The organism is Microbacterium sp. 05N427 (genome assembly GCF_056397105.1).
In genome coordinates this window covers 21,351-47,965 of sequence record NZ_JBFTMT010000021.1, presented here as the reverse complement: position 1 = coordinate 47,965, position 26,615 = coordinate 21,351, and the positions used below count along the sequence as shown (strand labels likewise).

25 protein-coding genes are annotated in these 26,615 nt (G+C 70.2%); 14 read left to right on the top strand and 11 right to left on the bottom strand.

The window, feature by feature from the left end; translation table 11 throughout:
• On the top strand, window positions 1-443 hold a 443-nt coding region (locus AC1DG4_RS17240), incomplete at its 5' end, for an HNH endonuclease signature motif containing protein (protein WP_477421371.1).
• 93 nt (window positions 444-536) lie between these two features.
• Here the strand turns inward: AC1DG4_RS17240 and AC1DG4_RS17235 are convergent.
• Entirely contained in the window at window positions 537-1,439 is a 903-nt protein-coding gene (locus AC1DG4_RS17235) for an aldose 1-epimerase family protein (RefSeq protein WP_477382173.1), read from the bottom strand.
• Window positions 1,440-1,719: 280 nt separating this feature from the next.
• Between AC1DG4_RS17235 and AC1DG4_RS17230 the strand changes: the two genes are divergently transcribed.
• Complete coding sequence (locus AC1DG4_RS17230; RefSeq protein WP_477421370.1) at window positions 1,720-4,086, top strand: DEAD/DEAH box helicase; 2,367 nt, start codon at window positions 1,720-1,722, stop codon at window positions 4,084-4,086.
• Window positions 4,087-4,178: 92 nt separating this feature from the next.
• On the opposite strand, the gene AC1DG4_RS17225 is transcribed toward AC1DG4_RS17230, so the two are convergent.
• Window positions 4,179-4,658: a GNAT family N-acetyltransferase gene (locus AC1DG4_RS17225; RefSeq protein WP_477382171.1), complete on the bottom strand. Its 480-nt coding sequence runs from the start codon at window positions 4,656-4,658 to the stop codon at window positions 4,179-4,181.
• A gap of 241 nt (window positions 4,659-4,899) precedes the next feature.
• On the opposite strand from AC1DG4_RS17225, the gene AC1DG4_RS17220 reads away from it, so the two are divergent.
• A complete protein-coding gene (locus AC1DG4_RS17220; protein ID WP_477382170.1) occupies window positions 4,900-5,733 on the top strand; it encodes an aggregation-promoting factor C-terminal-like domain-containing protein in 834 nt (277 codons plus the stop codon).
• Between the two features lie 65 nt (window positions 5,734-5,798).
• On the opposite strand, the gene AC1DG4_RS17215 is transcribed toward AC1DG4_RS17220, so the two are convergent.
• Window positions 5,799-6,914: an Rv2578c family radical SAM protein gene (locus AC1DG4_RS17215; protein WP_477382169.1), complete on the bottom strand. Its 1,116-nt coding sequence runs from the start codon at window positions 6,912-6,914 to the stop codon at window positions 5,799-5,801.
• 98 nt (window positions 6,915-7,012) lie between these two features.
• On the opposite strand from AC1DG4_RS17215, the gene AC1DG4_RS17210 reads away from it, so the two are divergent.
• The 9 genes from AC1DG4_RS17210 to AC1DG4_RS17170 all read left to right on the top strand — a co-directional run bounded on the left by AC1DG4_RS17210 (window position 7,013) and on the right by AC1DG4_RS17170 (window position 13,120).
• Entirely contained in the window at window positions 7,013-7,972 is a 960-nt protein-coding gene (locus tag AC1DG4_RS17210) for a M15 family metallopeptidase (RefSeq protein WP_477382168.1), read from the top strand.
• Window positions 7,973-8,181: 209 nt separating this feature from the next.
• Window positions 8,182-9,345: an acyl-CoA dehydrogenase family protein gene (locus tag AC1DG4_RS17205; RefSeq protein WP_477382167.1), complete on the top strand. Its 1,164-nt coding sequence runs from the start codon at window positions 8,182-8,184 to the stop codon at window positions 9,343-9,345.
• Between the two features lie 180 nt (window positions 9,346-9,525).
• Entirely contained in the window at window positions 9,526-9,966 is a 441-nt protein-coding gene (locus AC1DG4_RS17200; RefSeq protein ID WP_477382166.1) for a hypothetical protein, read from the top strand.
• A gap of 51 nt (window positions 9,967-10,017) precedes the next feature.
• On the top strand, window positions 10,018-10,239 hold the full coding sequence (locus AC1DG4_RS17195) for a ribbon-helix-helix domain-containing protein (protein ID WP_477382165.1): 222 nt from the start codon (window positions 10,018-10,020) through the stop codon (window positions 10,237-10,239).
• A 2-nt stretch (window positions 10,240-10,241) separates the two neighbouring features.
• The gene (locus AC1DG4_RS17190) at window positions 10,242-10,607 is read left to right on the top strand and encodes a type II toxin-antitoxin system PemK/MazF family toxin (RefSeq protein WP_477420523.1); all 366 of its coding nucleotides are present in this window, start codon (window positions 10,242-10,244) and stop codon (window positions 10,605-10,607) included.
• A gap of 210 nt (window positions 10,608-10,817) precedes the next feature.
• Window positions 10,818-11,177 (top strand): PadR family transcriptional regulator, encoded by a 360-nt coding sequence (locus tag AC1DG4_RS17185; protein ID WP_477382163.1) that lies wholly within the window; start codon window positions 10,818-10,820, stop codon window positions 11,175-11,177.
• A gap of 1 nt (window position 11,178) precedes the next feature.
• Window positions 11,179-11,553 carry a DUF1048 domain-containing protein gene (locus tag AC1DG4_RS17180; protein WP_477382162.1) on the top strand — a complete coding sequence of 125 codons (375 nt, stop codon included), beginning with the start codon at window positions 11,179-11,181 and terminating at the stop codon, window positions 11,551-11,553.
• A gap of 2 nt (window positions 11,554-11,555) precedes the next feature.
• Window positions 11,556-12,359, top strand: coding sequence for an ABC transporter ATP-binding protein (locus AC1DG4_RS17175; protein WP_477382161.1), 804 nt, complete (start codon window positions 11,556-11,558; stop codon window positions 12,357-12,359).
• Complete coding sequence (locus AC1DG4_RS17170) at window positions 12,356-13,120, top strand: ABC transporter permease (protein ID WP_477382160.1); 765 nt, start codon at window positions 12,356-12,358, stop codon at window positions 13,118-13,120. The genes AC1DG4_RS17175 and AC1DG4_RS17170 overlap by 4 nt, the downstream gene beginning before the upstream one ends.
• Window positions 13,121-13,282: 162 nt before the next feature.
• Here AC1DG4_RS17170 and AC1DG4_RS17165 read toward each other — a convergent pair whose 3' ends face one another.
• The 6 genes from AC1DG4_RS17165 to AC1DG4_RS17140 all read right to left on the bottom strand — a co-directional run bounded on the left by AC1DG4_RS17165 (window position 13,283) and on the right by AC1DG4_RS17140 (window position 18,768).
• A complete protein-coding gene (locus AC1DG4_RS17165) occupies window positions 13,283-14,158 on the bottom strand; it encodes a siderophore-interacting protein (RefSeq protein ID WP_477382159.1) in 876 nt (291 codons plus the stop codon).
• Between the two features lie 33 nt (window positions 14,159-14,191).
• Window positions 14,192-14,995, bottom strand: coding sequence for an energy-coupling factor transporter transmembrane component T family protein (locus AC1DG4_RS17160; RefSeq protein ID WP_477382158.1), 804 nt, complete (start codon window positions 14,993-14,995; stop codon window positions 14,192-14,194).
• Entirely contained in the window at window positions 14,992-16,797 is a 1,806-nt protein-coding gene (locus AC1DG4_RS17155; protein WP_477382157.1) for an ABC transporter ATP-binding protein, read from the bottom strand. The genes AC1DG4_RS17160 and AC1DG4_RS17155 overlap by 4 nt, the downstream gene beginning before the upstream one ends.
• Before the next feature lie 77 nt (window positions 16,798-16,874).
• Window positions 16,875-17,420 (bottom strand): ECF transporter S component, encoded by a 546-nt coding sequence (locus AC1DG4_RS17150; protein WP_477382156.1) that lies wholly within the window; start codon window positions 17,418-17,420, stop codon window positions 16,875-16,877.
• Window positions 17,421-17,521: 101 nt separating this feature from the next.
• Window positions 17,522-18,463 carry a pirin family protein gene (locus AC1DG4_RS17145; RefSeq protein ID WP_477382155.1) on the bottom strand — a complete coding sequence of 314 codons (942 nt, stop codon included), beginning with the start codon at window positions 18,461-18,463 and terminating at the stop codon, window positions 17,522-17,524.
• Window positions 18,460-18,768, bottom strand: a complete 309-nt coding sequence (locus AC1DG4_RS17140) for a GNAT family N-acetyltransferase (RefSeq protein ID WP_477382154.1) — start codon at window positions 18,766-18,768, stop codon at window positions 18,460-18,462. Before AC1DG4_RS17140 ends, AC1DG4_RS17145 begins: the two co-directional genes overlap by 4 nt.
• 295 nt (window positions 18,769-19,063) lie before the next feature.
• Between AC1DG4_RS17140 and recQ the strand changes: the two genes are divergently transcribed.
• Window positions 19,064-21,121, top strand: coding sequence for a DNA helicase RecQ (gene recQ / locus AC1DG4_RS17135; RefSeq protein ID WP_477382153.1), 2,058 nt, complete (start codon window positions 19,064-19,066; stop codon window positions 21,119-21,121).
• Window positions 21,122-21,269: 148 nt separating this feature from the next.
• A complete protein-coding gene (locus tag AC1DG4_RS17130) occupies window positions 21,270-23,366 on the top strand; it encodes an acyl-CoA dehydrogenase family protein (protein ID WP_477382152.1) in 2,097 nt (698 codons plus the stop codon).
• A gap of 704 nt (window positions 23,367-24,070) precedes the next feature.
• Here AC1DG4_RS17130 and AC1DG4_RS17125 read toward each other — a convergent pair.
• Together AC1DG4_RS17125 and AC1DG4_RS17120 are read right to left on the bottom strand one after the other, a co-directional pair.
• Window positions 24,071-25,030 carry a nucleoside hydrolase gene (locus tag AC1DG4_RS17125; protein ID WP_477382151.1) on the bottom strand — a complete coding sequence of 320 codons (960 nt, stop codon included), beginning with the start codon at window positions 25,028-25,030 and terminating at the stop codon, window positions 24,071-24,073.
• Between the two features lie 90 nt (window positions 25,031-25,120).
• On the bottom strand, window positions 25,121-26,509 hold the full coding sequence (locus AC1DG4_RS17120) for an MFS transporter (RefSeq protein ID WP_477382150.1): 1,389 nt from the start codon (window positions 26,507-26,509) through the stop codon (window positions 25,121-25,123).
• Window positions 26,510-26,615 lie beyond the last annotated feature (106 nt).

The window sequence follows — 26,615 nt, the reverse complement described above, 5'->3', positions numbered from 1 at the left end:
CCCGCACCCTCACCGGCCGGGCGACCGCGTGGGAACGAGTCCTCACCCACCCGATCACCGGGGCGATCCTCGCCGTCGACCACTACCGGCCCAACACCGACCTACGCCGCCTCCTACACGCCCGCGACTCCCGCTGCCGGTTCCCGACCTGCGGGCTCCCACCCCGCACCCAAGACCTCGACCACACCATCGACGCAGCCCACGGCGGGCCCACCGAAGAAGGCAACCTCGGCGGACTCTGCCGACGCCACCACGTCCTCAAACACCAAACCACCTGGACAGTGACACAACACGGCGCCGGGACCCTCGAATGGACCAGCCCCACCGGCACGACCTACACCGACCGACCACCCGCACCCGTCACCTTCACCATCGACGACCCGGACCCACCCCCGGAACCGGACCCACCCCCAGAACCCGAACCCCCAAGCCCCCGATCCTGACCCTGGGATGGGGATGGGGATGGGGATGGGGATGGGGATGGGGATGGGGATGGGGGTGGGCGGGGGCGATCCCGCCGTCCGCCGAGCCCGCGCTCAGGCGGTGAGCGCCACGCCCCACTGCACGGTCCATGCTTCGCCCGGAGCCAGGCGGCGCAGCCCGCGGCCCGAGTTGAACGCCTCGGCGGGCGCCGACATCGGCTCGAGGGCGACCACGAGCTCCTGGCCCGGATACCCCGTGCTCGTGTAGGCCTGCAGGTAGTCCAGGCCCGGCCCTTGCCACAGGGTGACGGTGCGGCCGTCGGGGGCGGCGAGGGTGCTGTGCACGCGTCCGTCGTCTTCGCGGCGGAGCGTGGCGAAGCCGGTGTCGAGCTGAACGTCGCCGAGGCGTCGGGGAGTGCGCAGGTCGGTGCCGCCGGACACGGGCGACTCGCCGATCGGCAGCAGTCGGTCATCGGTCTCGAAGAAGGTCTCGGCGGGGATGCGCAGGAGCAGCTGCTTCGGATCGGTTCCGGAGATCGTGAGGAAGGGGTGGGTGCCGAGCGCGACGGGTGCCGGGCTCTGCGAGCGGTTCACGATCGTGTGCTCGGCCGTGATGCCGCGGGCGTCGAGCGTGTAGCGCACGCTCGTCTCCAGCAGATAGGGATAGCCGATCTGCGGCACGACGTTCGCGCGCAGCAGCACGGTCGCATCGTCCTGCTCGGCGATCTCGTAGGCGGAGTAGCGCAGCAGCCCGTGGATCGCGTTGTTCAGCTTGGGCTCGGTGATCGCGAGCGCCCGCGTCTCCTCGCCGTCGGCCCAGATGCCGTCACGGATCCGGTTCGGCCACGGCACCAGCACGACTCCGGAGCAGGAGGGCGCGGGCCGGTCCTCCGGGTAGGGAGGCACGACCGTGGTCTCGCCGACGACGAGGTGCCGCAGCGATGCGCCGATCTGCGAGATCTGGGCGCGGACGCCGTGCGCCTCGAGGTGGACCTGGACGCCGGTCGGAGTGGTCATGCCGCCATCGTAGAGCGGTGGGGTGACGCGGTGGGTTCCCAGGTGACTCGGGTACGATAGTGCGGTCGGCTTCGGGCGACCGTGCTCTCTGGGATCCCCAGCGGGTGCGGTGCTGCGATTGTGTGTGAGCCCAGGGGCCGATGGTGAGTTCGGCGGACGTCGCCGAGCGCTTCATCCATCACATGAATGGCCCCCGGCCGACGACTGCCCGGGTTTCCCCGCGCCCTAGGAGGGCGGCGGGGCGCTGTTCTCGTGCGAGAACCAGATAAAGGACATACCCGTGCCCAAGAACCACAAGCCCAAGGGCGGACGCCCCTCGGCGAACTTCGAGCCGCGCTACGCGAAGAAGACCTCGTTCCACGACCGCCACCGTCAGGGGGCCCCGGCCCGCGACAGCGAGTCCGGCCGTGGCACCGCAGACCGCTTCGGCCGCGCCGACGCGCGTCCGGCCCGCGACGACCGGGGCGCCCGGTTCGACCGCGACGCCCGTCCGGCCCGCGACGACCGTCGTGCGGACGCCCGCCCCGGCAGCCGTTCGCCCAGCCACCGCGGCTACCGCGCCGAGCCCGCCGCGGGTGAGCGCGCGCCGAAGCAGCGCTGGTCCGCCCAGGAACGCGCCGGACGCGACGAGTCGCGTTCGATCCGCAACCGGGCCGAATCCGGCCGCATCGACGCCCCGCACCGCCGGGACGACCGCGGCCGCTTCGATCGCAACGATCGTCCCCAGCGCGACGACCGCCCGCGGTACGACCGCAGCGACCGTCCCCAGCCCGACCGCAGCGACCGTCCCCGGTTCGAGGACCGCGCCGGCCGGACCGAGCGTCCTCGCTTCGATCGCAGTGATCGTCCGCAGCGTGATGAGCGTCCKCGSTTCGATCGCAGYGATCGTCCGCAGCGTGATGAGCGTCCTCGGTTCGATCGCAGTGATCGTCCGCAGCGTGATGAGCGTCCGCGCTTCGATCGCAGCGACCGTCCGCAGCGTGATGAGCGTCCGCGCTTCGATCGCAGTGATCGTCCGCAGCGTGACGAGCGTCCTCGGTTCGATCGCAGCGACCGTCCGCAGCGTGACGAGCGTCCTCGGTTCGATCGCAGCGACCGTCCCCAGCGGACCGAGCGCCCCAGGTTCGACCGGGATGACCGCTCTCGCACCGAGCGCCCGCAGCGCGATGACCGCGCCGGTCGCACCGAGCGCCCGTCGTTCGACCGCCCGCGGAATGACCGTGACGACCGTCCCCGCCGGGACGACCGGACCGAGCGTCCGCGTTTCGACCGGACCGAGCGTCCGCGTTTCGACCGGGACGACCGTCCCCGGCGCGACGACCGTCCCCGCCGCACCGACGGCCCGAAMCGCAGTGACTGGAACCGCACCGCCGACCGCGCGCCGAAGCAGGAGCAGCTCGAGGACGTCGTCCACGAGCGCCTCGAGGCGCAGACCGTGCAGGCCGAGGAAGTCGCTGATGTGACGTTCGGCGACCTCGGTCTCGGATCCAACATCGTCGAGATCCTGACCGGCATGGGCGCGACGGCGCCGTTCCCGATCCAGGCGGCCTCGATCCCGGCGGTCCTCGAGGGCCGCGACGTCCTCGCCCGCGGTCGCACCGGATCCGGCAAGACCATCGCGTTCGGCGCCCCGCTCGTGGAGAGCATCCTCGCCTCGCAGAAGGGTCAGAAGCGCGAGTTCGGCCGCAAGCCGCGCGCGATCGTGCTCGCGCCGACGCGTGAGCTCGCCCTGCAGATCGACCGCACGATCCAGCCGATCGCGCGCAGCGTGGGCCTGTTCACCACGCAGATCTACGGCGGCGTGCCGCAGGCCCGCCAGGTCGGTGCGCTGAAGAAGGGCGTCGACATCGTGATCGGCACGCCCGGCCGCATCGAAGACCTGATCAACCAGGGCAAGCTCGACCTCTCCGATGTGCGGATCGCCGTGCTCGACGAGGCCGACCACATGTGCGAGCTCGGGTTCGTCGAGCCGGTGCAGCGGATCCTGCGCGCGACGGGCGACGGCAGCCAGAAGCTGCTGTTCTCGGCCACGCTGGACCGYGAGGTCGCCGCGCTCGTCGACGAGTTCCTCGTGGACCCGGCCGTCTTCGAGGTCGCCGGCGAGACGCAGGACTCCGGCACGATCGAGCACAGGGTGCTCGTGATCGAGCACCGCGACAAGGCGGAGATCCTCACCTCGCTCGTCGATCGCGACGGACGCACGCTGGTCTTCTCCCGCACCCGCGCCTACGCGGAACAGCTGGCCGAGACCTTCGAGGACGCCGGGATCCCCGCGGTCTCGCTGCACGGCGACCTGAACCAGGCCAAGCGCACGCGCAACCTGCAGAAGCTCACGTCGGGGCGCGTGAATGTGCTGGTCGCGACCGATGTCGCCGCCCGTGGCATCCACGTCGACGACATCGACCTGGTCGTCCAGGCCGACGCGCCCGACGAGTACAAGACGTACCTGCACCGGTCCGGCCGGACCGGTCGTGCGGGCAACACCGGCCGGGTCGTGACGCTCATCACCCGTCCGCGCGGCCGCCGCATGACGGAGCTGCTGAACCGCGCCGAGATCGACGCGCCCTTCGAAGAGGCGCGTCTCGGCGACGACCTCATCGAGGAGATCGCCGGCCGCATGCCGTCGGCGTCCGACCTCACCGCCTGATCGCGACGCGCCTCAGGGCGCACCGTGTCCTCGAGGGCCGGAGGGCGAGGGATCCGGAATCCGGATTCCTCGTCCCCCGGCCCTCTTCGGTGTCAGAGCTCCAGAACCCAATCGTTGCTGAGGAGCACTCCGCCGCGAAACGGGAACGGCGTCGTGCCGCGCAGGACGAAACCGGCGCGGCGGCAGAGCGCATTGGAGGGAGCGTTGTCGACGGCCGGATAGGCGTGCAGTGCGGAGTGCGAGCCCTCGGCCCGGACGATCCCGATCAGCGCCTCCAGCGCCCGCCCGGCATACCCTCGGCCCTGGAACTCGGGCACGACGCTCCAGCCGGCCTCCCAGACCACGGCGTCTGTGTCGTCCGTGTGCTCCCAGTAGGCGACGGATCCGATGATGTCGTCCCCGTCGCAGACCACGAGCACCTGCCCGGGGAAGTCGGTGCGGAGGTAGCGCGCGTGACGCTTCTCCAACTCCTCCTCGGTCTCCGCGCGCACCTGATGGGCAGTCATCGCCGGGGTGTTGAAACGGTCGAGCAACGGGCGGTCTTCGGGCTGCCAGGGGCGGAGTATGACCATGGGATGACGCTATCCAGGGCCTCGGACATGGCGCCGCGCAGTGCCAGGATCCGGCCGGGATCCGGTCTGGAACGGCCGAACGCCGAACCTGAGAGTTCGAGCAAAATATCTTGCCGCATCCCGGGATCCACGGTGGGCTCCCAGGAACAGTGATGCAGGATCGTTACCTTGTACGCCCGACCCGAGGGCGTGACGCCGCTACCCGAGCGGCACCGAGGACTTCAAGGATCGTTACTTCGTCATGTCGAGAAACCCGTTCTTCCGCTCTGCCCGCAGTAAGACCATCGCCATCGTCGGCGCGACCGCCGTGCTCGGCGCGCTCGTCGTCGGGGGCACCGTGCTCGTCGCGCCGACAGTCGCCGCCGCCGCTCCCGCCGTTGCTGCGGCCGACGATGTGACCGCCTACAACCAGCGGGTGCAGGTGCGTGCGGCGCTCGATACCGCCAAGACCGCGATGGCGGACGCGGCCACCGTGAACGCCGATGTGAAGGCGTCCGGCCTCGATCTCGGCCAGGGGCGCAAGCTCGTGGATGTGACCGGTCTGACCTCGGCGCACGAGGTGCTGTCGAGGTCGGCCTCCGAGAAGGGCGCCGTGCACACCACGCTCGCCGTCGCGGTCGCGGACTACTCCGAGAAGGTGGAGTCGCAGGTCACCGAGGTGCGCTCCAATCTGAACAACGCCATCGCGCAGAAGCAGGCGGCCGATGCGGCTGCCGCTGCCGCTGCCGCCGCCGCACAGGCCGCCGCCGAGGCGCAGGCCGCCGCGAACACCCCGGACGGCGCCCGCGCCGCGGCCCAGCAGATCATGGCGAGCCAGTACGGCTGGGGCGATGACCAGTTCCAGTGCTTGAACTCGCTGTGGAACAAGGAGTCCGGCTGGAACTACCAGGCCTACAACTCCTCCGGCGCCACCGGCATCCCGCAGGCGCTGCCCGGCGACAAGATGGCGACCGTCGCGGACGACTGGCAGACCAACGCGACCACGCAGATCACGTGGGGCCTCGGCTACATCTCCAGCGTCTACGGGACCCCGTGCTCGGCCTGGGGCCACTCGCAGGCCACCAACTGGTACTGAGTCCCGAGAGACCCTGAGACGGGGCGGTGCGCATCAAAGCGCCCGCCCCGTCTGTCGTACTCGCCTCAGAACAGGGTCGGCGCCGGCACCGGTGCGCGTGGCGCACCGAACCGCGACGGCGCTGCGGGCTCGGTCGCGGGCTGCTCGAACAGCCACAGCGGCATCGCATTCGTGACCGGCTCGGCCGGCGCGCTCATGCTGCGCCGCAGCGGGCGGTCGTCGGAATGCCGTGCCTCCAGCCCGTGCATCCGGATGAGCGGCCTGACCCGTCGCGCAAGCCACTTCCGGTAGTCCTTCGGCGCCTCCGCCGCGGACCCGGGGTACAGCACCCGGTACGACGACAGCAGATCCGGCCTGTTCTGCGACAGCCACTGCAGGAACCAGGGCTTCACGCCCGCCCGCAGGTGCAGGGCGCCGTAGATGACGTGATCCGCACCGGCCTCCTTGATCCTTCGCAGGGCACCGTCGATCGCGTCCACCGAGTCGGTGAGGTGCGGCAGGATCGGCATCAGGAACACCCCGACCCGGAAGCCGGCGTCGCTGAGCGCGCGCACCGTGTCGAGCCGCGCCTGGGTGGACGGAGCGCCGTGCTCTATCGCCTCGCGGAGGGTCTCGTCGAACATCGCGATCGACAGCTGCACGTCGACGGGCACCCTGGCCGCGGCGTCGACGAGGGCCGGGATGTCGCGGCGGATCAGCGTGCCCTTGGTGAGCACGGAGAACGGCGTCCCGGAATCGGCCAGCGCGCCGATGATCCCCGGCATCAGCCGGTACCGCCCCTCCGCGCGCTGATACGGATCGGTGTTCGTGCCGAGCGCGACGGTCTCGTGCTTCCAGGATCCGCGGCGCAGCTCCTTCTCCAGGGTCTCGACCACGTTCACCTTGACCACGATCTGCGAGTCGAAGTCCCGTCCCGCGTCCAGGTCCAGATACGTATGCGTCCCCCTCGCGAAGCAGTACACGCACGCATGGCTGCATCCGCGGTACGGGTTGACCGTCCAGTTGAAGGGCATCTTGGAGGGGCCGGGCACATGGTTCAGGGCCGACTTCGCGAGCACCTCGTGGAAGGTCATCCCCGCGAACTCCGGAGTCGTCACGGTTCGCAGGAATCCGGTGCGGTTCTCCATTCCCGGCAGCGCCTGCGTGTCGGTCTCGTCGATGCTCTGCCCTTGCCACCTCATGACGATATTCGAACATAACAACGATGATGAGTCAAGAAGAACCTCGTGGAAAAGTTCGAATGTCGCCGATGTTCAGGTCTGGCGGTGAGAATGGATCCGTGGCAGATCAGCGGCACCCGACTCGCGCTCGCCGCATGGATCCGCGCGTGACGTTCCGGCTGTACGTCACGATCGGGCTGGCGGTCGCGCTGATCGGCGCGCTCTGGGCCCTCGCGGACGGCTCCGCCGGCGCCGGCCCGGGCGGCCAGGTCAAGGCGGATCCGAAGGGTGTCGAGATCGCGATGCCCCAGGCGGCGACGAGCCTGCCCTCGGTGCAGCTGCACGCGACGGCGGCCTCCAACCCATGCGCGCAGACGCCCGTGCAGCAGGCGATCGCGTCCGGTGGCGACGACGCCGTGGTCGCGGCGTTCGGCGGCGGAGCGGCGTTCCGCGCCGCGGTCGCCGCCGGCAATGCGCCCTGCGTCGACCTGTCCGATCCGAACCGCGACTGGGTCGTGGTGAACAAGACCCGGCCGCTCAACCCGTTGACCTTCGCGCCCACGTCCTTCGGGGATCCGGCACTCTCCGTCGACGGTGCGGGCTCGCTGCGCTCCGACACGGCGCACGCTCTGGACCAGCTGTCCGCGGCGGCGGACGCGGCTGGGGTCGGCTCGATCGCGCTCGCCAGCGGCTACCGCTCGTACGACACCCAGGTGCAGACCTACTCGGGCCAGGTCGCGACGTACGGACAGGCCCAGGGCGACGCCCTCTCTGCGCGGCCGGGGCACAGCGAGCATCAGACCGGCCTCGCCGCCGACGTCGTCTCCTGTGCGGGCGGCTGCGGCGACATCGACTCCTTCGGCGGCACCGCCGCCGGCGCCTGGGTGGCCGAGAACGGCTGGCAGTACGGTTTCATCGTCCGCTACGTCGCAGGCCAGACCCCGGTCTCCGGCTACGACCCCGAGCCGTGGCACCTGCGCTACGTCGGCGTTCCGCTCGCGACGGCGTATCACGATGGCGGATTCACCACGCTTGAGCAGTTCTTCGGGCTCGCTGCGGCTCCCGCATACCTGGGCTGACCCACGGCGCGGACGCGTGTCATCGAGTCGGGCCCGATGGGCGCGAGGTCGCGTCGTTGACCGATTCCGACGCTGCTGGAGTGATCGCACAAATCGTGACACCGAGTCTCACATTCGGTGGGATGCATTCCCACAATCTGAGTCAATATCCGCGATTTTCCGCGTAGGATCTCGAGTGCGAAGACGCACACACGATCTGGAGGAGCGCGATGGAACGCGACATCTACGACGAGGACCACGAGGCATTCCGCGACCTGGTCAAGGACTTCATCAAGCGCCATGTGAACAACGAATCGATCGAGCGCTGGGAGGCGGCTGGCGAGATCGATCGCGCCACCATGCTCGCGGCGGGTGAGGCCGGCCTGATCGGCCTCTCCGTGCCCGAGGAGTTCGGCGGCGCCGGGATGCTGCAGGACTACCGCTTCCGCACCATCGTGATGGAGGAGGTGATCGCGGCAGGCGCCGGGTCTCTTGCCGGCGCCTTCGGAATCCAGGACGATCTGGCCGTGCCGTACCTCGTTCACATGGGCACGCCGGAGCAGAAGGCGAAGTGGCTGCCCCGCATGGCGACGGGCGAAGTGCTCGGCGCGCTCGCGATGACCGATCCGGGAGCGGGCTCCGACCTGCGCGGCATCAAGACCAACGCGAAGAAGGTCGACGGCGGGTACATCCTCAACGGCGCCAAGACGTTCATCTCCTCGGGAACCACCGCCGACATCGTCGTGACCTTCGTGAAGACCGGTGAGGGCAACCGGCCGGACGCCTTCAGCCTGTTGATCGTCGAGAAGGGCATGGAGGGCTTCGATCAGGGCAAGAAGCTCAGCAAGATGGGCTTCCACGGCTGGGACACGGCTGAGCTCAGCTTCACGGATGTGTTCATCCCCGACGAGAATCTGATCAGCGGCAAGGAGGGGCAGGGCTTCATCCAGCTCATGATGAACCTGCCGCTCGAGCGCCTGTCGATCGGTGTCGCCGCCGCGGCCGCTGCAGAGGCCGCCACGGCCTGGACCATCGCCTACACCAAGGACCGCGAGGCCTTCGGCGAGCGCATCGCCGACTTCCAGAACACCCGCTTCCGTCTGGCGGACATGGTCACCACGACCGAGGTCATGTGGGCGTACGTCGACCGCGCGCTGCTGGCGTACAAGGACAGCAAGCTCACCGCGGAGGACGCCGCGAAGGTGAAGTTCTGGACGACGGAGCGCGAGTGGGAGGTGCTCGACACCGGCGTGCAGCTGCACGGTGGCTACGGCTACATCATGGAGTACCCCATCGCGAAGGCCTTCACCGATGCCAGGGTGCATCGCATCTACGGGGGCACGAACGAGATCATGCGCGACCTCGTCGGCCGTCAGATCGCCGGCAAGCGCTGACCTTTCGGTCCCTGAGCTTGTCCACAGGCGCCCCCGGATCCTGGATCCGGGGGCGCCCGTGCGTGCGGGGTGCGGCTCGTGCGGTGTGGATCCTCCTGCACAATCCGGGCGTTCGTGGAGTTCCGCACCGATTGCGTGAGCGGGCCGCATGGTCGCCCACGGCGCCGTCAGGCTGGCATCATGAACCCCGAAACACTGCGCGAGCACGTGCTCGAAAGCGACGACGACCTCCGCGACGCCCTGGAGCTCCTGCTCCAGCAGGCGAGCCAGCGGCAGCTCTGGCTGTTCTTCATCGACGGACGAGGCCGGATCGCCGAGCCGCTGATGCCGATGGCGGACTACCCCGAGGATCCGATCGAGGCGGTGACGACGGAGGACCTCGGCGAGGTGACGCACGCGCACCTGCTGTCCCAGCGGATCGGCATGCTCCGCGAGCTCACCGGCAATGCGGCAGCGGTGCTGGCGTGGGAGCGGGTCGGCGGTGAGGTCGTCGACGACGACGTCCGCGCCTGGGCGCGCGCGATGAAGCGGCAGGCCGCGCTGCTCGGGATCCCGCTGCGCGCCCAGTTCCTGCTGCACTCCCGCGGTGTGCGCCAGCTGCACGCCGACGACGTGTTGTGATGCGCACGGAGCAGGTAGCAAGATGATTGCTACCGGGGTAGCATCATGCTCATGGTGCACGCCAAGGTCAGTCTGAGCCTCAGCGAGGAGGACATCGCCTTCCTCGACGCCGAGACGCAGAGCGGTCGTTATCCCTCGCGCTCGGCGGCGACGCAGGATGCCGTGCGCCTGCTGCGCGAGAGCCGCCTGGCCGACGCCTATGCCGAGGCCTTCGCCGAGGGCGACGGCGCGGACTGGGACGCCCTGGCGGGCGACGGGCTCGCGTCCGCGTGAGCGTGTCATCGGTCCCTCTTCTGCGTCGCGGCCAGATCGTGCTCGTGTCCTTCGATTCCGCCGTCGGCTCCGAGGCGAAGAAGACCCGTCCTGCCGTGATCGTGAGCAACAACGCGGCGAACGCCGTCGCGGTGCGGAGCGATCCGGCGACCGTGACGGTCGTCCCCCTGACGTCGAACACGGCGCGGATCCTGCCGTTCCAGGTGCTGCTGCCGGCGAGGGTGACCAGGCTCGAGCGTGACGTCAAGGCGCAGGCGGAGCAGGTGCGCACGGTCGCGGTCGCTCGCATCGTCCGCCCCGTCGGCTGGGTGCCGGCGGAGCTGATGGGGGCGCTCGACGAGGCGCTCCGCCTCCATCTCGCACTCTGACGCCGCCGCTGACGCATCGCTGTCGTCCTTCCCGAACGCCCCGAGGTCCCCGGATCCCGGGGCGTCGTTCTGCGTGCCGATCGCGGCCGCGCCCCGCGGAGGCGCGATTCCGCGCTCAGGAATATTTGGTATTCAGTGTTGCTATGTACCGGTACTCAGTGTTACTGTCTACCGGTAGTCAACATCACTGAGTAGAAGGAGGCGATCGCAATGGCGAGTCAGATGACCGAGATGCTCAAGGGCACTCTCGAGGGGATCGTCCTGGCGATCCTGGCCGAGCGATCGGCCTATGGATACGAGATCACGACCAGGTTGCGCGACGGGGGTTTCCCGGACATCGCGGAGGGCACCGTCTACGCACTGCTGGTGCGGATCGAGCAGAGGGGCCTCGTGGATGTCGAGAAGGTCCCGTCCGAGAAGGGGCCGCCGCGCAAGGTGTACTCGCTCAACACCCAGGGGCGGGATCAGCTCGCCGATTTCTGGAGGACCTGGAGCTTCCTCGCCGCACACATCGAACAGCTCCGCCACACCGACAGCATCAGCACGACCGACACGAATGAAGGAGCCTGACATGGCCGCCAAGTGGATCGAAGCCATCACCGGACCYCTCGACCAGAAGAAGCAGTACCGGCAGTACAAGGCCCGCATTGCGGCGCTCCCCGAGCCTTACGGCGCGGCCGCGAAGGCGACCGACCGCTACCTCATGCTCGCAAGCGGGATCACCGACGGCGACGCGCTGGTGCAGATGCTCGTCGACCTCGCGGATCTGTGGGAGCGGGCGGCCGCTGACGGCACGCCCGTGCGCGACATCGTGACCGACGACCCCGCGGAGTTCGCCGAGACCTTCGCCCGCGCCTACAACGGGAAGGTGTGGCTCGACAAGGAGCGCAAGCGCCTCACCGCGGCGATCGACCAGGCCGATCAGGCCGACCGGAAGGGGAAGTGACCATGGCCACCACCGCCCCCGCGATCCGCGTGCAGGGTGTCACGAAGGCCTTCAAGGATCTGCAGGTCCTGCGCGGCGTCGACTTCGAGGTCGAGCGGGGCAGCATCTTCGCCCTGCTCGGCTCGAACGGCGCCGGCAAGACCACGCTCGTGCGCATCCTGTCGACGCTGCTGAAGGCCGACGGCGGAGCCGCCACGGTCCAGGGCTTCGACGTCGCCTCGGCGCCGAACGACGTCCGCGACGCGATCAGCCTCACCGGCCAGTTCGCCGCGGTCGACGAGATCCTCACCGGACGCGAGAACCTCGTGCTCGTCGCGAAGCTCCGCCATCTCAAGGATCCGGGAGGCGTCGCCGACGATCTGCTCGCCCGGTTCTCGCTCACCGACGCCGGAGGACGTCGAGCGGGCACCTACTCCGGCGGCATGCGGCGCCGGCTCGACATCGCGATGAGCCTGATCGGCAATCCGCCGGTGATCTTCCTCGATGAGCCGACCACGGGCCTGGACCCGCAGGCGCGGATCGAAGTCTGGGACACCGTCAAGGAGCTGGCGAACGGCGGCACCACCGTGCTGCTCACCACGCAGTACCTCGACGAGGCGGAGCAGCTGGCCGACCGGATCGCGATCCTGCACGAGGGCACCATCATCCAGAACGGCACGCTCGCCGAACTCAAGCGGCTCCTGCCGCAGGCGAAGGTCGAGTACGTCGAGAAGCAGCCCAGCCTCGAGGAGGTCTTCCTCGCCCTGGTCGGACCGTCTGCGGGCTCTGCGACCACCCCTGATTCCACGAAGGAGGCAGTGAAATGACCAGCCACGTCCTCAGCGACACCGGCACGCTCACCGGGCGTTCGCTCAAGCACATCCTGCGCAGCCCCGACACGATCATCACCACCGCGGTGACCCCGATCGCGCTCATGCTGCTGTTCGTCTACGTCCTCGGCGGGGCGATCCACACCGGATCCGACCAGTCGTACATCGACTACATGCTCCCGGGCATCCTGCTCATCACGATCGCTTCCGGCATCGCGTACACCTCGTACCGGCTGTTCCTGGATCTGCAGGGCGGGATCTTCGAGCGGTTCCAGTCGATGCCGATCGCCCGATCGAGCGTGCTCTGGGCGCATGTGCTCACGTCGCTCGTCGCGAACATCGTCTCGGTGGCGATCGTGGTCGGCGTCGCGTTCGCGATGGGGTTCCGCACCGGAGCATCGGTCGCGGCGTGGCTGGCCGTGGCCGGGATCCTGATCCTGTTCACCCTGTCGCTCACCTGGCTCGCCGTGATCGCGGGCCTGAGCGCCAAGACCGTGGACGGCGCGAGCGCGTTCAGCTACCCGCTCATCTTCCTGCCGTTCATCAGCTCGGCGTTCGTGCCCACCTCGTCGATGCCGGGCCCGGTGGCCTGGTTCGCGGAGTACCAGCCCGTGACGTCGATCGTGAACACGATCCGCGCGCTGTTCAACGGCACCCCGGTGGGATCCAGCATCTGGATCGCCCTCGCCTGGATGGTCGGGATCCTCGTGGTCGCCTACGGCTTCGCGATCGCCATCTACCGGAAGAAGATCAGCTGAGCACGCTCGGTGTCTGTGCTTCGACAAGCTCAGCAACCGGCCTGGTCCCTGAGCTCGTCGAACGGTCCCTGAGCTTGTCGAAGGGCCGAACCGGATCGAACCGCCTTCGGCGCCCCGTGCGCCCGGAGGCGGTTCGAGGCGGTTCGAGGCGGTTCGGCCCTTTCAGCCCAGGGGCTCCGCCGCCGTCTCGCGCGCCGCGCGGGAGGCGGGGGACGAGGTGCCGATCCGCCAGTAACCGCAGAAGCTGACCTGGCCCTTGTCGACACCGCGCTCGCCGACCAGCAGCTTGCGCGCACCGGAGGCCAGCGCCTGCTCTCCCGCGGCATAAGCGTGGAACGGCGCGCCGGGCAGTGCGAGCTCGCGCAGCGCCGCCAGGGCGAGTGCGCCGGGCCGGTCGGAGGATGCGCGCACGAACCACTGGACGTCGATGCCGTCGGGGTGCGGGAAGTCCAGCGCGTCCGCGGCGGAGGGCGCTTCGAGCAGGACGGATCCGACCGCGTGCACAGGCAGTGAGGCGCAGATCGCGGCGATCGCGGGCAGAGCCGTCTCATCGCCGACGAGCACGACCCGCTCCGTGCCGCGCTCGGGGTTGAAGGTGAGCCCCTCGTCGATCACGAGCACGCGCTCGCCGGGCCGGCACGTCTCGGCCCACCGCGACGCCGGGCCCGCGGTGCCTTCGGCGGCGGAGCCGTGCAGCACGAAGTCCACGTCGAGCTCGGCCCCATCCTCGGCCGTGGCCGGGCGGAAGGCGCGCACGCTGTAGTTGCGCATCACCGGGCGCTCGCCGTCGGGGATCCGCAGGAACTTGAGGTACCCGAGCGTCTGGTTGGCCTTGGCCGGAACCCGGCTCAGCGCCTCCTCGCCGCCCACCGGCAGGAACAGCCGGAACCACTGGTCGTAGCCCATGGGCGAGAACCGTTCGATCTCGCCTCCGCCGAACGTGATGCGCACCCAGTGGGGTGCCAGCCGCTCGGTCCGCAGCACGGTGAGCGGAACGAGCCCGGCTGCGGCCGGCTTGACCATCTTGCTGTATGCCATGGGGGACCTTTCGAAGTCTGATCTCGGGCGGGGTCAGGACCGCCAGGGGAAGAACAGGATCAGGAGGGCGGCGGACGCGGCGAGCATCAGGAGCAGGAAGACGACGTCGCGGGGGCGGAAGGGCACCTCGTGCCGCTCGGTGCGGGTCGGGTGCGCGCCGAACGCGCGCGAGTCCATGGCCAGCGCCACGCGCTCGGCATGGCGGATCGCGCTCGCCAGCAGCGGCACGATGTAGCCCCAGCCGCGCGCGATCCGGGCGAAAGGCCCGCGTTCGCCATGCGTGCCGCGCACCCTGTGCGCCGCTCGGATCACGCTCAGCTCGTAGCCGAAGCGCGGCACGAACCGGTAGGCCGCGAGCGCGGTATAGCCGAAGCGGTACGGGATCCGCAGCTGCTGCACGCCCGCGCGCACGACGTCCGGTCCGGTCGTGGTGAGGCCGGAGATGAGCGAGAGCGCGAGGATCGCCGCCAGCCGCAGTCCCGTCGCGAACCCGCTCTCGAGAGCGCCGGCATGCAGCTCCCACGTGCCGATCCGGAGCACGGTCGGGGTCGAGGCGACCTGCGCCGGATCGGTCCACAGTGCCATCGACAGCCCCAGCACGACGACCCCCACGGGGATCGCGAGCAGCAGCACGGCCCAGATCCTCGCGGTCGGCCGGGCGCCCGTCAGCAGCACCGCGTAGGCAAGCACGAGGAACGCGATCGGCGTCGCGAGGTCCCGCACGAACAGCAGCAGCACCATGGCGGGCAGCACAGCGCCGAGCTTGGCGAGCGGGTTCAGGTGGTGCAGCCAGGCACGCGCGGGCGCCGAGGTCTGCTCGGCGTACGGGTCGCTCAAGATCCCGTCTCCGTCTCCGTGGCCGTTGCCGTGGCCTCAGGCCCGGCGCCCGATCCTGTGATCGCCTCGGATTCGGGGACGGCGTCGTCGCCGAGGATGCTCCGCAGCTCCGGCGGGACCGCGAGATAGGCCGCGGGGAGCGGGATCAGGGCATCGCGGACCAGGGCGGCGGTGGCACCGGCGGCGGCGATCCGCCCGTCCTCGACGAGCACGGTGTGGGATGCGTGCTGGATCACGAGGTCCATGTCGTGCGTCACGAGCACGATCGTCGTGCCCTCGGCCCTGAGCTCGCGGAAGAGCGCGAGCAGCTCCTGGGTGCGCGTCCTGTCCTGCCCGAACGTCGGCTCGTCGAGCACGAGGATCCGCGGGCGGGTGATCAGCGCCGTGCCGACCGACAGTCGCCGTTTCTCGCCGCCGGACAGCAGGAACGGGTGCACGCCGGCCTTGCCGGTGAGTCCGAAGCGCGCGAGCATCGCGCCGACGCGTTCCTCGATCTCGGCCGGCGGGGTGCGCCGCAGTCGAAGGCCGTGCGCGAGCTCATCGAACACCGTATGCGCGATGAACTGGTGTTCGGGATTCTGGAACACGAAGCCGACGTGCGCGGCGAGCGTGCGCGGCGAGGCGACGGCAGGATCGATCCCGTCGACCGAGATCCGGCCGCGCGGCGATGCCACGACACCGGCCAGCGCCTGCACGAGCGTGGTCTTGCCCGCGCCGTTCGGACCGATGATCGCGGTGATCGAGGCTGCCTCGATGTCGAGATCGACGTCGTGCAGCACGCGGGTGCGACGGCGGGCGACGTGCAGACCGCGCACGGCGATGATCGGGTCCGGCGCATCGAGCGTGCGGAACTCAGTCGATCCGGTCGCTGTGGCGCCGGAATCGGGCGCCACCACCGGAATCGACTGAGTTTCGAACGTCGACGCCTCGGCGTCGAGCCCCTGCAGGGCTACCGCGAGCTCCTCGGGGGTGAGCGGGAGCGGCGTGATCGGGGCTGCGGCGAGTGCCGGCAGCCGTGCGTTCAGCCGGCGAGCCGCGAGTGCGGCGGAGGGCAGCCAGGCGCCGAGTGCGAGGATCTCCTCCGCGTGCTCGCGCAGGATCCGCCGTGCGGGGCCGTCGAACGCGATGCGTCCAGAGGCGTCCAGCACGATCGCCCTGGTCGCGATCTCCAGTGCCGCGTCGAGGTCGTGCTCGATCAGGATCAGCGCGCGCTCCGCGGATCCGGCGATGTCCGCGAGCGCGGCATGGACGTCCGCGGTGCCCTGCGGATCGAGGTTCGCGGTGGGCTCGTCGAGGATCAGGACCGGGGATCCTGTCGCGAGCGCGGAGGCGATCGCGAGCCGCTGCTTGCCACCGCCGGACAGTCGGTCGGGGTTCTCGGCGCGGCGCTCCCACAGCCCCATCCGCCGCAGCGCGGCTTCGGTGCGGGCGAGCACTTCGGAGACGGGGAGCCGCAGGTTCTCCAGGGCGAACGCCGCGTCGTCGAGCACGGATCCGGTGATGATCTGCGCGTCCGGATCCTGGAACACCGTCGACACGGCGCTGCTCAGCGTGGCGATCGGCGTGGTCGCGGCATCGTGCCCGCACACCGTGACACTGCCGGACACCGCCGCATCGAGCGAGTGCGGGATGAGGCCGCTCAGCGCGAGCGCGAGTGTGGACTTTCCTGATCCGCTCGGGCCGAGCAGCAGCACGACCTCGCCCGCGTGCACCTCGAATGAAACGTCCCGGACGGCGGGATCGTTCGCGCCGCGGTGCGTGATCGCGAGATCGCGCACGCGGAGGAGCGGTGCGGCGGGCATGGAGGTCCGTTCACGGGAAGGGTTGCTTAGGCAAGCCTAACCTACAGATCTGCCAGGACCGGATCAGCGTCGGAGGTTCAGTGCGGTGCCACGCCGGCACGGCGCAGGGAGATGCCGATCCGCAGGCCGATCGCCGTCCAGGCGATCGGACCGAGCACCGCCAGCGGGAGGTAGATGATCCGCGCCCACATCGGCAGCTTCGCCAGGTCGACGGCGAAGAACACCACCACCGCGATGATCACGCCGATGATCGCCGCCGAGACGAAGAACCGCCATGCGCCCCACGAGCGGTATCGGGTGAGGGCGGCGACACCCTCCTGGATCAGGCCGAAAAGCAGGGCGGTGCCGAGGAACCGGGGGAACCAGATCGGGTTGAACGCGCTGGCGACCAGGGCGGCGAGCACGTGCGTGAGCAGCGCGACGAGCGGTCGGCGCAGCACCTCCTGCGCGATGATGCCTGGTAGCACGTGCGAGCCCAGGACCAGCCCGTAGGCGAACGGCGCGCCCGCGATCACGGGGATCGTCACCCAGCCGGCGGCGGCGCCGAGCAGGCCGGTGGCGACTCCGATGGCGGCGCAGACGAGCAGGACGCGCGTGGGCAGCGGGGAGCGGACGGCGGGCACCCGTCCAGCGTACCGGCGGGGTCGGACGGACCGGCCGGGAGTAATCGCCGTGGGTCCTGGCGCGCTCCGCTCGGCACCAGACCGGCCGGGAGCGATCCCGCTCAGATCCTCCGGCGCCGCGGCATGAGGTGCACGGGCGGGATCGGCGGGGCGGGGATCCGCTCGTCGCCGTGACCGACGACGTGGCCGAAGCGGTCGGATCCCGCCTCCCAGTCCTCGCGCGCCTGCGCGATCTCCTCGTGGCTGCGCGCGGCGAAGTTCCACCACATCACGAGGTCCTGCTCGAAGGGCTCACCGCCGAGGAGGAGGAGCAGCGCTCCGCCCGCGCTCGTCACCGTGACGGCGTCGCGCGAGTCGCCGAGGAACAGCACGTCATCGGCATCGAGCGAGGTCTCGGCGAGGTCGGATCCCGCGACGCGGGCGTCGCCCGTGACGAGCAGCAGGCCGTGCTCCCAGGCGGGGTCGAACGGCAGCGCGACGGTCGTCCCCGGCTCGAGGCGGATCTCCGCGCCCACGATCGGCGTGTGGGCGGTCGCGGGGGACTCGACGCCCGCGTAGGCGCCCATCACGACGGTGACGTCGGCGTCGGCTCCGGTCTCGGCGGGAAGCGCCAGCCCGGGCAGGGACAGGTGCTGCTCGAAGCCGGGGGCACCGGTCGCGGCGCCGTCGGGCAGCACCACCCAGAGCTGCAGGGCGTCGAGCGGGCCCGCCTCCTCGCCGAGCGAGTACTCGGAGTGCGCGATGCCGTTCCCGGCCGTCATGAGGTTCAGCTGTCCGCGGCGCAGCACGACGTCGCTGTCGATCGTGTCGCGATGGCGGATCTCGCCGACGAGCGGCCAGGTCACCGTCTGCAGGCCGATGTGCGGATGCGGCTCCACGCGCATGCGCACCTCGGCGGGCCCGAACCGGTCGAGGAAGCACCAGGCCCCGATCGTGGGCACGTCCTTGCTGGGCAGCACGCGCAGCACGTTCATCGCGCGCACGCCCCCGAGCGGCACCTCACGCGCCGCGAGCACGACCGCGCGCGGTCCGTGCAGGCTCATGCCTGTTCCTCGGGCGCCGCGGGGAAGCGCACCTTCGCGCCCGGCACCTCGTGCGTGCGCAGGTACCTGTTGATGTACGGGCAGTAGGGCACGATCGTGTCGCCGGTCGCGACGGCGTCGGCGAGCGCATCCGCGGCGAGCTTCGAGGCGAGGCCCTGCCCCTGGAACGCCGGATCCACCTCGGTGTGGATGAACAGGATCGTCCCGGGACGGCGCTGGAACTCGGCGAACCCGGCGAGAGCCCCGTCGCTGGTGATCTCGTAGCGGGATTCCGTCTCGTTCCGGGTCACGGCGATCTCGGGCATGGCGCTCCTTCATGCGGTGTCGTGCGGTGTCGTGCGGATCCGGCCGGTCCCCGAGGCTCTCGGAGGGGCCGACCCGGATCCAACCTATGCCAGCGAGAGGGGGCCGGGGCGGGATCCGCGGCACGCAAGTCTGAAGGACGGATGCGGTTCGAAAGGACGATCCGCGGGCGTGGATCCTGCAGAGTGGCCAACGTCCTGTGGAGTTGCGCGGCGAAGCCCGCTCAGCGGGCGCGCAGACCCGGCCGGCCTGTGGAAAGCGGCCGCCGGTGTCGGCTCCGCTCGTTACGCTGGAGGCATGCCCCAGAACGATCCGCGCGACCCCTATGCGGATCTGCCGTGGTCCGACGTGCCCCTCGACGACCCCTACGCCGACCTGCCGTTCGCGGAGGAGCCCTGGGAGGCGGCGCCCCCGCCCGAGGAGGGCGAGTGGGCCGGATCCCCTGGGGCGGTCCCGCAGGGCAGCTTCCCGGCCCCGGCCGCGGCGGCGACTTCCGCGCCGTCTGCCGGCAGAGCGGCGACTCCTGCGCCCAGCCGCTTCCCCACGCCGCTCGACGCGCTGACCACGGTCTACGGCTATGACGCGTTCCGCGGAGACCAGGCCGCGATCATCGACCAGGTCGTGGACGGCGGCGACGCCGTGGTGCTCATGCCCACCGGCGGCGGCAAGAGCCTCTGCTACCAGATCCCCGCGCTCGTGCGCGAGGGCACCGGCCTCGTGGTCAGCCCGCTCATCGCGCTCATGCACGATCAGGTCGACGCCCTGCGCGCCAACGGGGTGCGCGCCGCCTATCTGAACTCGACGCAGACCGCGTCCGACCGTGCAGAGGTCGAGCGCGCGTATCTCGCCGGCGACCTCGATCTCGTTTATGTCGCTCCGGAGCGGCTGTCCAACGCGCAGACCCTCGCTCTCCTGCAGCGCGGATCCCTCAGCGTGATCGCGATCGACGAGGCCCACTGCGTATCGCAGTGGGGGCACGACTTCCGCCCCGACTACCTCGCCCTGGGCGGTCTCGCCGAGCGCTTCCCCGGGGTGCCGCGCATCGCGCTCACTGCCACCGCCACCGACGAGACGCACCGCGAGATCACCGAGCGGCTGCACCTGCCGCAGGCGAAGCATTTCGTCGCGAGCTTCGACCGGCCCAACATCCAGTACCGGATCGACCCCAAGGTCGAGGTCCGCAAGCAACTGGTCTCGTTCATCCGGAGCCAGCCCGAGGGAGCCGCGGGCATCGTCTATGCACTCAGCCGCGCCTCGGTCGAGCAGACGGCCGAGTACCTGAGTGCGCAGGGCCTCGACGCGATCCCGTACCACGCGGGTCTCGATGCGGGCACGCGCGCCGCGCATCAGTCCCGGTTCCTCCGCGAGGACGGTGTGATCGTGGTCGCCACGATCGCCTTCGGGATGGGCATCGACAAGCCGGATGTGCGATTCGTCGCGCACGTCGACCTGCCGAAGTCGGTGGAGGGGTACTACCAGGAGACCGGTCGTGCGGGCCGCGACGGCGAGCCAGCGGTCGTATGGATGGCCTACGGCCTGGGCGACGTCGTGCAGCAGCGCCGCTTCATCCAGCAGGGCGACGGCGATCGCGTGATCAAGCAGCGGCAGAACCAGCACCTCGACGCGATGCTCGCCCTGTGCGAGACCGTCGACTGCCGCAGGAAGAACCTGCTCGGCTACTTCGGCCAGTCCTCGGAGCCGTGCGGCAACTGCGACACCTGCCTCACCCCGCCGGACAGCTGGGACGGGCTGATCCCCGCGCAGAAGCTGCTCTCCACCATCGTGCGGCTGCAGCGCGAACGTCGCCAGTCGTTCGGCGCCGGACATCTCGTCGACATCCTCCGTGGGGCGTCGACGGAGAAGATCCGCAAGTTCCGGCACGACGAGCTCGCGACCTACGGGATCGGATCCGACCTCACCGACGCGCAGTGGCGCTCGGTCGTGCGGCAGCTGCTGGCCCAGGGCCTGATGCAGCCGCAGGGCGAGTACGGCACGCTCGCGGTGAGCGACGCCGCCGCCGGCGTGCTCGCCGGCACGACCGCGGTCAAGCTGCGCCATGACGTGGTCGCGCGGGCCGGTGCCTCCGGAGGCGGGCGCTCCGCCAAGAGGAATGCCGCGGAAGCGCTCGCCGAAGGCGACCGCGGTCTGTTCGAGGCGCTGCGAGCGTGGCGCGCGCAGACGGCGCGCGACCAGGGCGTGCCCGCGTACGTCGTGTTCGGCGACGCGACGCTGCGCGCCCTCGCCGAGCACCGTCCCGCGCAGGCCTCCGACCTGGTCGGCATCAGCGGCATCGGCGAGAAGAAGCGCGAGGCCTACGGCGAGGCCGTGCTCGAGGTCATCGCGGCTGAGGGCTGAGGCGCCGGGAGCCTCATCCTGTGGGGAGCCGACAAGCGTTCGGATCCTCGTCGGGCGGATTGTTTGGGGGATCCCCACAGACGCCTTCGCCCCGCGTTGTGCGAGACCTACCATGAATTCATCCCCGAAACCTCACGAGAGGATCCTCATGGTCGACGCCGCCCTTCGGACGAACACCGCGAACAGCACCCCGGACGACCCCGCGACGCGCATCGACGTCGACGCGGTCGGCGACCTGCTGCTCGGCACCTGGGCGGACACCCGCCGCGAGGCGCGCGAGATGATCAAGGATCTGGCGTTCTGGCGCGACGACTCGCTCGGCAAGGACGAGCACCGCGAGCGCGTCCTGAGCCAGATGCACCTGCTGGTGCAGAACAAGGCAGTGCACCGCGCGTTCCCGAAGCGCCTGGGCGGCGAGGAGAACAACGGCGGCAACATCGCCGGGTTCGAGGAGCTCGTCGCAGCCGACCCGAGCCTGCAGATCAAGTCGGGCGTGCAGTGGGGACTGTTCGGATCCGCCGTCCTGCAGCTCGGCACCGCCGAGCACCACGACCGCTGGCTCCCGGGCATCATGAGCCTGGAGATCCCCGGCGCGTTCGCGATGACGGAGATCGGGCACGGCTCGGACGTCGCCTCGATCGGCACCACGGCGACGTACGACCCGGCGACCGAGGAGTTCGTGATCAACACGCCGTTCCGCGCGGCGACCAAGGAGTACCTCGGCAATGCGGCCCTGCACGGCATCGCCGCGACCGTGTTCGCGCAGCTCATCACGAACGGCGTGAACCACGGCGTGCACTGCTTCTACGTGCCCCTTCGCGGTGAGGACGGCGTGGACCTTCCCGGCATCGGTCGTGAGGACGACGGCCTCAAGGGCGGGCTGAACGGCATCGACAACGGCCGGCTCAGTTTCGACCACGTGCGGATCCCGCGCACCAATCTGCTGAACCGCTACGGCGACGTCGCTCCCGACGGCACCTACTCGAGCGCGATCGACAGCCCCGGCCGCCGCTTCTTCACGATGCTCGGCACGCTCGTGCAGGGCCGCGTCTCGCTCGACGGCGCGGCGTCCTGGGCCTCGGCGCTCGGCCTCTACATCGCGATCACCTACGCCACGCAGCGCCGGCAGTTCAACGGGGCTGACGGCTCGGAGACCACGCTGCTCGACTACGGCAAGCACCAGCGCCGTCTTCTGCCGCGCCTCGCCACGACGTATGCGCATCTGTTCGCGCACGACGAGTTCCTGCAGAAGTTCGATGGGGTCTTCTCGGGTCGCACCGACACCCCGCAGGACCGCGAGGATCTCGAGACCCTGGCCGCCGCGCTCAAGCCCCTGTCGACCTGGCACGCCCTGGACACCCTGCAGGAGTGCCGCGAGGCCTGTGGCGGTGCGGGCTTCATGTTCGAGAACCGCTTCGTCGGGCTGCGCGCCGATCTCGACATCTACGTGACGTTCGAGGGCGACAACAACATCCTGCTGCAGCTCGTCGGCAAGCGCCTGCTCACCGACTACGCCCGGCAGTTCAAGGATGCCGATGCCAAGACGCTCGCGAAATACGCCGTCGGGCAGACCGCGGGGCGGGTGTTCCACGGTGCGGGGCTGCGCCAGTTCGGGCAGGCCGTCGCGGATCTCGGATCCACAGCCCGCTCGGTCGAGAACGGCCTGCGCGCCGAGCAGCAGCACGAGCTGCTCACCGACCGCGTCCAGCAGATGGTGGCCGACATCGCGGGCCGGCTGCGTGCGGCCGGCAAGGACAAGGTGCTCGGCGAGAAGCTGTTCAACGAGAACCAGGCCGAGCTCATCGAGGCGGCCCGCGCGCACGGGGAGCTGCTGCAGTGGGAGGCGTTCACCGACGCCATCGGCCGCATCGAGGACGAGGACAGCAAGGCGGTGCTCACCTGGCTGCGCGACCTCTTCGGACTGCAGCTCGTCGAGAAGCACCTCGCGTGGTACCTCATCAACGGACGCCTCTCGGCGCAGCGTGCGGCCTCGGTCTCGCGTTACATCGACCGGCTCTGCGCGCGCCTGCGCCCGCACGCCCTCGACCTCGTGAACGCGTTCGGCTACGAGCCCGAGCACGTGCGGGCACCCCTCGCCTCGGGCGCGGAGCAGATCCGCCAGGACGAGGCCCGCGCGTACTACGCCGACCTCAGGGCCTCGGGCGAGGCCCCGGTCGACGAGAAGGCGCTGAAGCGCCGCACGGAGCGAGCGAAGCGAGACGACATGAAGGCCCGCCAGCCGTAAGGCGGCGCGACCCACCACGCGAGCAGGTCCGGATCGCCTCCAGGATCCGGACCTGCTCGCGTTCTTCGGGGCTTTGCGGGCTTCGCGGGCTTCGCGGGCTTCGGGGCTGTGCCTCGTCGAGTGCGCGGCTTGTTGTCGAGCGCACGGGAACGTCGCGCGAAGATCCGGTGCATTCGGCAGGATCCGGTGCGTTCGGCAGGATCCGGTGCACTCGGTGGGATCTGGTGCGTTCGGTGGGATCCGGTGTGCTCGGTAGGAGCCCGTGCACCGCGTCGGATCCGCGGCTGTGCCTCGCCGAGCGCACGGCTTGTTGTCGAGTGCACGGGAATGTCGCGTGGAGAGCCCGTGCACTCGGTGGGATCCGGTGTGCTCGGTAGGAGCCCGTGCACCGCGTAGGATCCGCGGCTGTGCCTCGTCGAGTGCACGGCTTGTTGTCGAGTGCACGGGAATGTCGCGTGGAGAGCCCGTGCATTCGGTGGGATCCTGTGTGCTCGGTGGGATCCTGTGTGCTCGGTGGGATCCGGTGCGTTCGGCAGGATCCCGTGCACCGCGTCGAATCCGGGGCTGTGCCTCGCCGAGTGCGCGGCTTGTTGTCGAGTGCACGGGAACGTCGCGTCAATAGCCCGTGCACTCGGCAGGATCCCGTGAGCTCGGCAGGTTCCGGTGAGCTCGGCAGGAACCCGTGCGCCCCGCGCCCGCCGGGATCAGGCGTCGGAGACGCGCTGGGCCAGGTGGTCGGCGAGAGGGGTGTCGGTGCCGAGCACCACCCGCACGTTCGCGTCCGCGTGGTCGCGGGTACCCAGGCGCTGACCGCGCAGATCGAACACGGTCTGCCCGCGGCCGGGACCGTCGGTCGTGTCGACCACGGCGGGCACCGCGGGGGCGACCGTGGGACGCACCCGGCCGACGGCGATCGCCGCGGCGAGCGGGTCGTGCAGGGCGCTGCAGCGGCGGCCGTAGGTCGCGCGGTAGAACTCCATGTAGAAGTCGAGCATCGCGGCGACGGCGCGTGCCACGGGGGATCCGGACGCGGCCAGGAGGTCGCGATGCGCCTCCTCGAACACGTTCTCCATGGTCACGTCGAGCGGCACGACGACGACCGGCCAGCCCGCGGCGAACACCGCGTCGGCGGCCTCGGGGTCGTTGCCGATGTTCGCCTCGGCGAGCGGGCTGATGTTGCCCGGCACCAGCGCCGCCCCGCCCATGAGCGTCACCCGCGCGACGCGGGAGGGGAGCGTCGGATCCAGTTCGAGCGCGGCGGCGAGGTTCGTCAGCGGGCCGACCGCGAGCACCTCGAGGGATCCGGCGTGCTCGTGCGAGAGCCGGATGAGCAGGTCGGCCGCGGTGCCGTCCTCGACCGCGCGGGCGGGCTCGGGCAGCGCCACCCCGCCCACGCCGTCGTCGCCGTGCACGTGCGGCGCACCGCCGTCGTACTCGTGGGTGAGGAAGTCGTGCCGCCCCACGGCCACGGGCACATCGTCGCGCTCGGCGAGGGAGAGCAGCCCCAGCGTGTTGCGCGCGGCTTGAGCTGCCGTGGTGTTGCCGCTGACCGTGCCGATCCCGGTGAGCGCGATCTCGGGCGACGCCAGCAGATAGGCCAGGGCGAGCGAGTCGTCGATGCCCGTGTCGCAGTCGAAGTACAGCGGGGCGGGGGTGTCGGGCATCGGATCCTCCTCGGGATGCGGGTGGGGTGCGTGGGCATGAAGCCGGCAGATCGTGCGGTCGGCGGGCAAGGGGCGGTCTGCGGGCAGGGGTCAGTCGGTCTTGGGCATCAGGAACAGGCTCGCGATGAGCGCGAGCACGCTGATCCCCACAGAGATCCAGAGGGCCAGGACGAAGTCGCCCGACATGACGAACGGCGCGACGATCGCGATGCCGAGGCTCGCGCCGAAGCCGAATGCGGTGCCGTTCATACTAGGCAGGATCGCCGGAGCCTCGCTGGGGGACTGCAGCACCCCGAGGCCGTTCGTGGTGGTGAGCACGACCCCGTTGTAGGCGACGCCGAGCACTGCGAACATCGCGAACACGGTCCACTGGCTGAACGGGAAGAGCGCGACGACGACGAGCGCTGCGATCGAGAGCACGAGACCGAGGCGCAGCATTCGGATCCACCCGAGACGGCCCGCGAGCCAGCCGGACAGCGGGGCGGCGGCGAGGCCGATCAGCGCCGGCGGCGTGAGGTAGAGCAGCGCGGAGGTCGACGCGTTCACGCCGTAGCCGACGGCCTGGTCCTGGCTGAGGATCACGATCGTGAAGTTGATCACGGCGAACACGCTCGACAGTGTCAGCACGGTGACGGCGATGACCGGCCACACCTGACGCGACCGCAGGTGCTCCACCGCGACGAGCGGCGTGCGGCGACGCTTCTCGATCGCCACGAACGCGAGCAGTGCCACGACCGTGCCCGCGAGGAAGAGCAGCGTGAGCGGGGCGAACCAGCCCTGGCCGGATCCGGTCGAGACGAAGTAGGTGAGGCAGATCAGGCCGAGCGAGAGCGCGGCGGCGCCCCACCAGTCCATGCGCCCGGTCGAGGACGGTGCGCCGTCTCGCGGGACGGCGAGTGCCACGCTCACGATCGCGATCACGGCGACCACGAGGATCACGATGAAGAGGGAGCGGAACCCGAAGGCGTCGGCGAGGAGGCCTCCGATCCAGCCGTCCACGCCGCCCACGCCGCCGTTGATCGCGGTGAGGATCCCGAGCACGGTCGGGAAGACCGCGGCGGGCAGCGTCTCGGCGAGGATCACGTAGGAGATCTGGAACGCGGCGCTGGACGCGCCCTGCAGCACCCGCCCGAGCAGCAGTACGGGGAGGTTGGGCGAGACGAGGCAGAGCAGCGTGCCGAGCACGATGAGCGCGAGTACGACCAGCAGGGCGCGCTTGCGACCGATGAAGTCGCTCCAGCGCGCCAGGACGATGCCGCCCACCGCGCCGGCGAGGAAGAACAGCGAGGACACCTGCGACACGGCGTCCATCGGTGCGCCGAGCTGCTTCGCGATGTCCGGGAGGGCCGGGCTGATCATGCTCGAGTTCAGCTGGAACGCGACGACCGTGAGGATCAGGGTCGCCACGAGCAGGACGGAGCGGCTGCCGCGGATCGGCGCGGGGCGATCGAGCGCCGCGGGTGCGGGGGAGAGCTGCACAGTGACTCCTTCGTCAAGGGGAGGGGGCGTTGCTCCCTCGGGTTATATGATGTTATACCTCTGAGGTAGAACATCTGCAAGTGAGCACTTCCGTGCTTGAATGAAC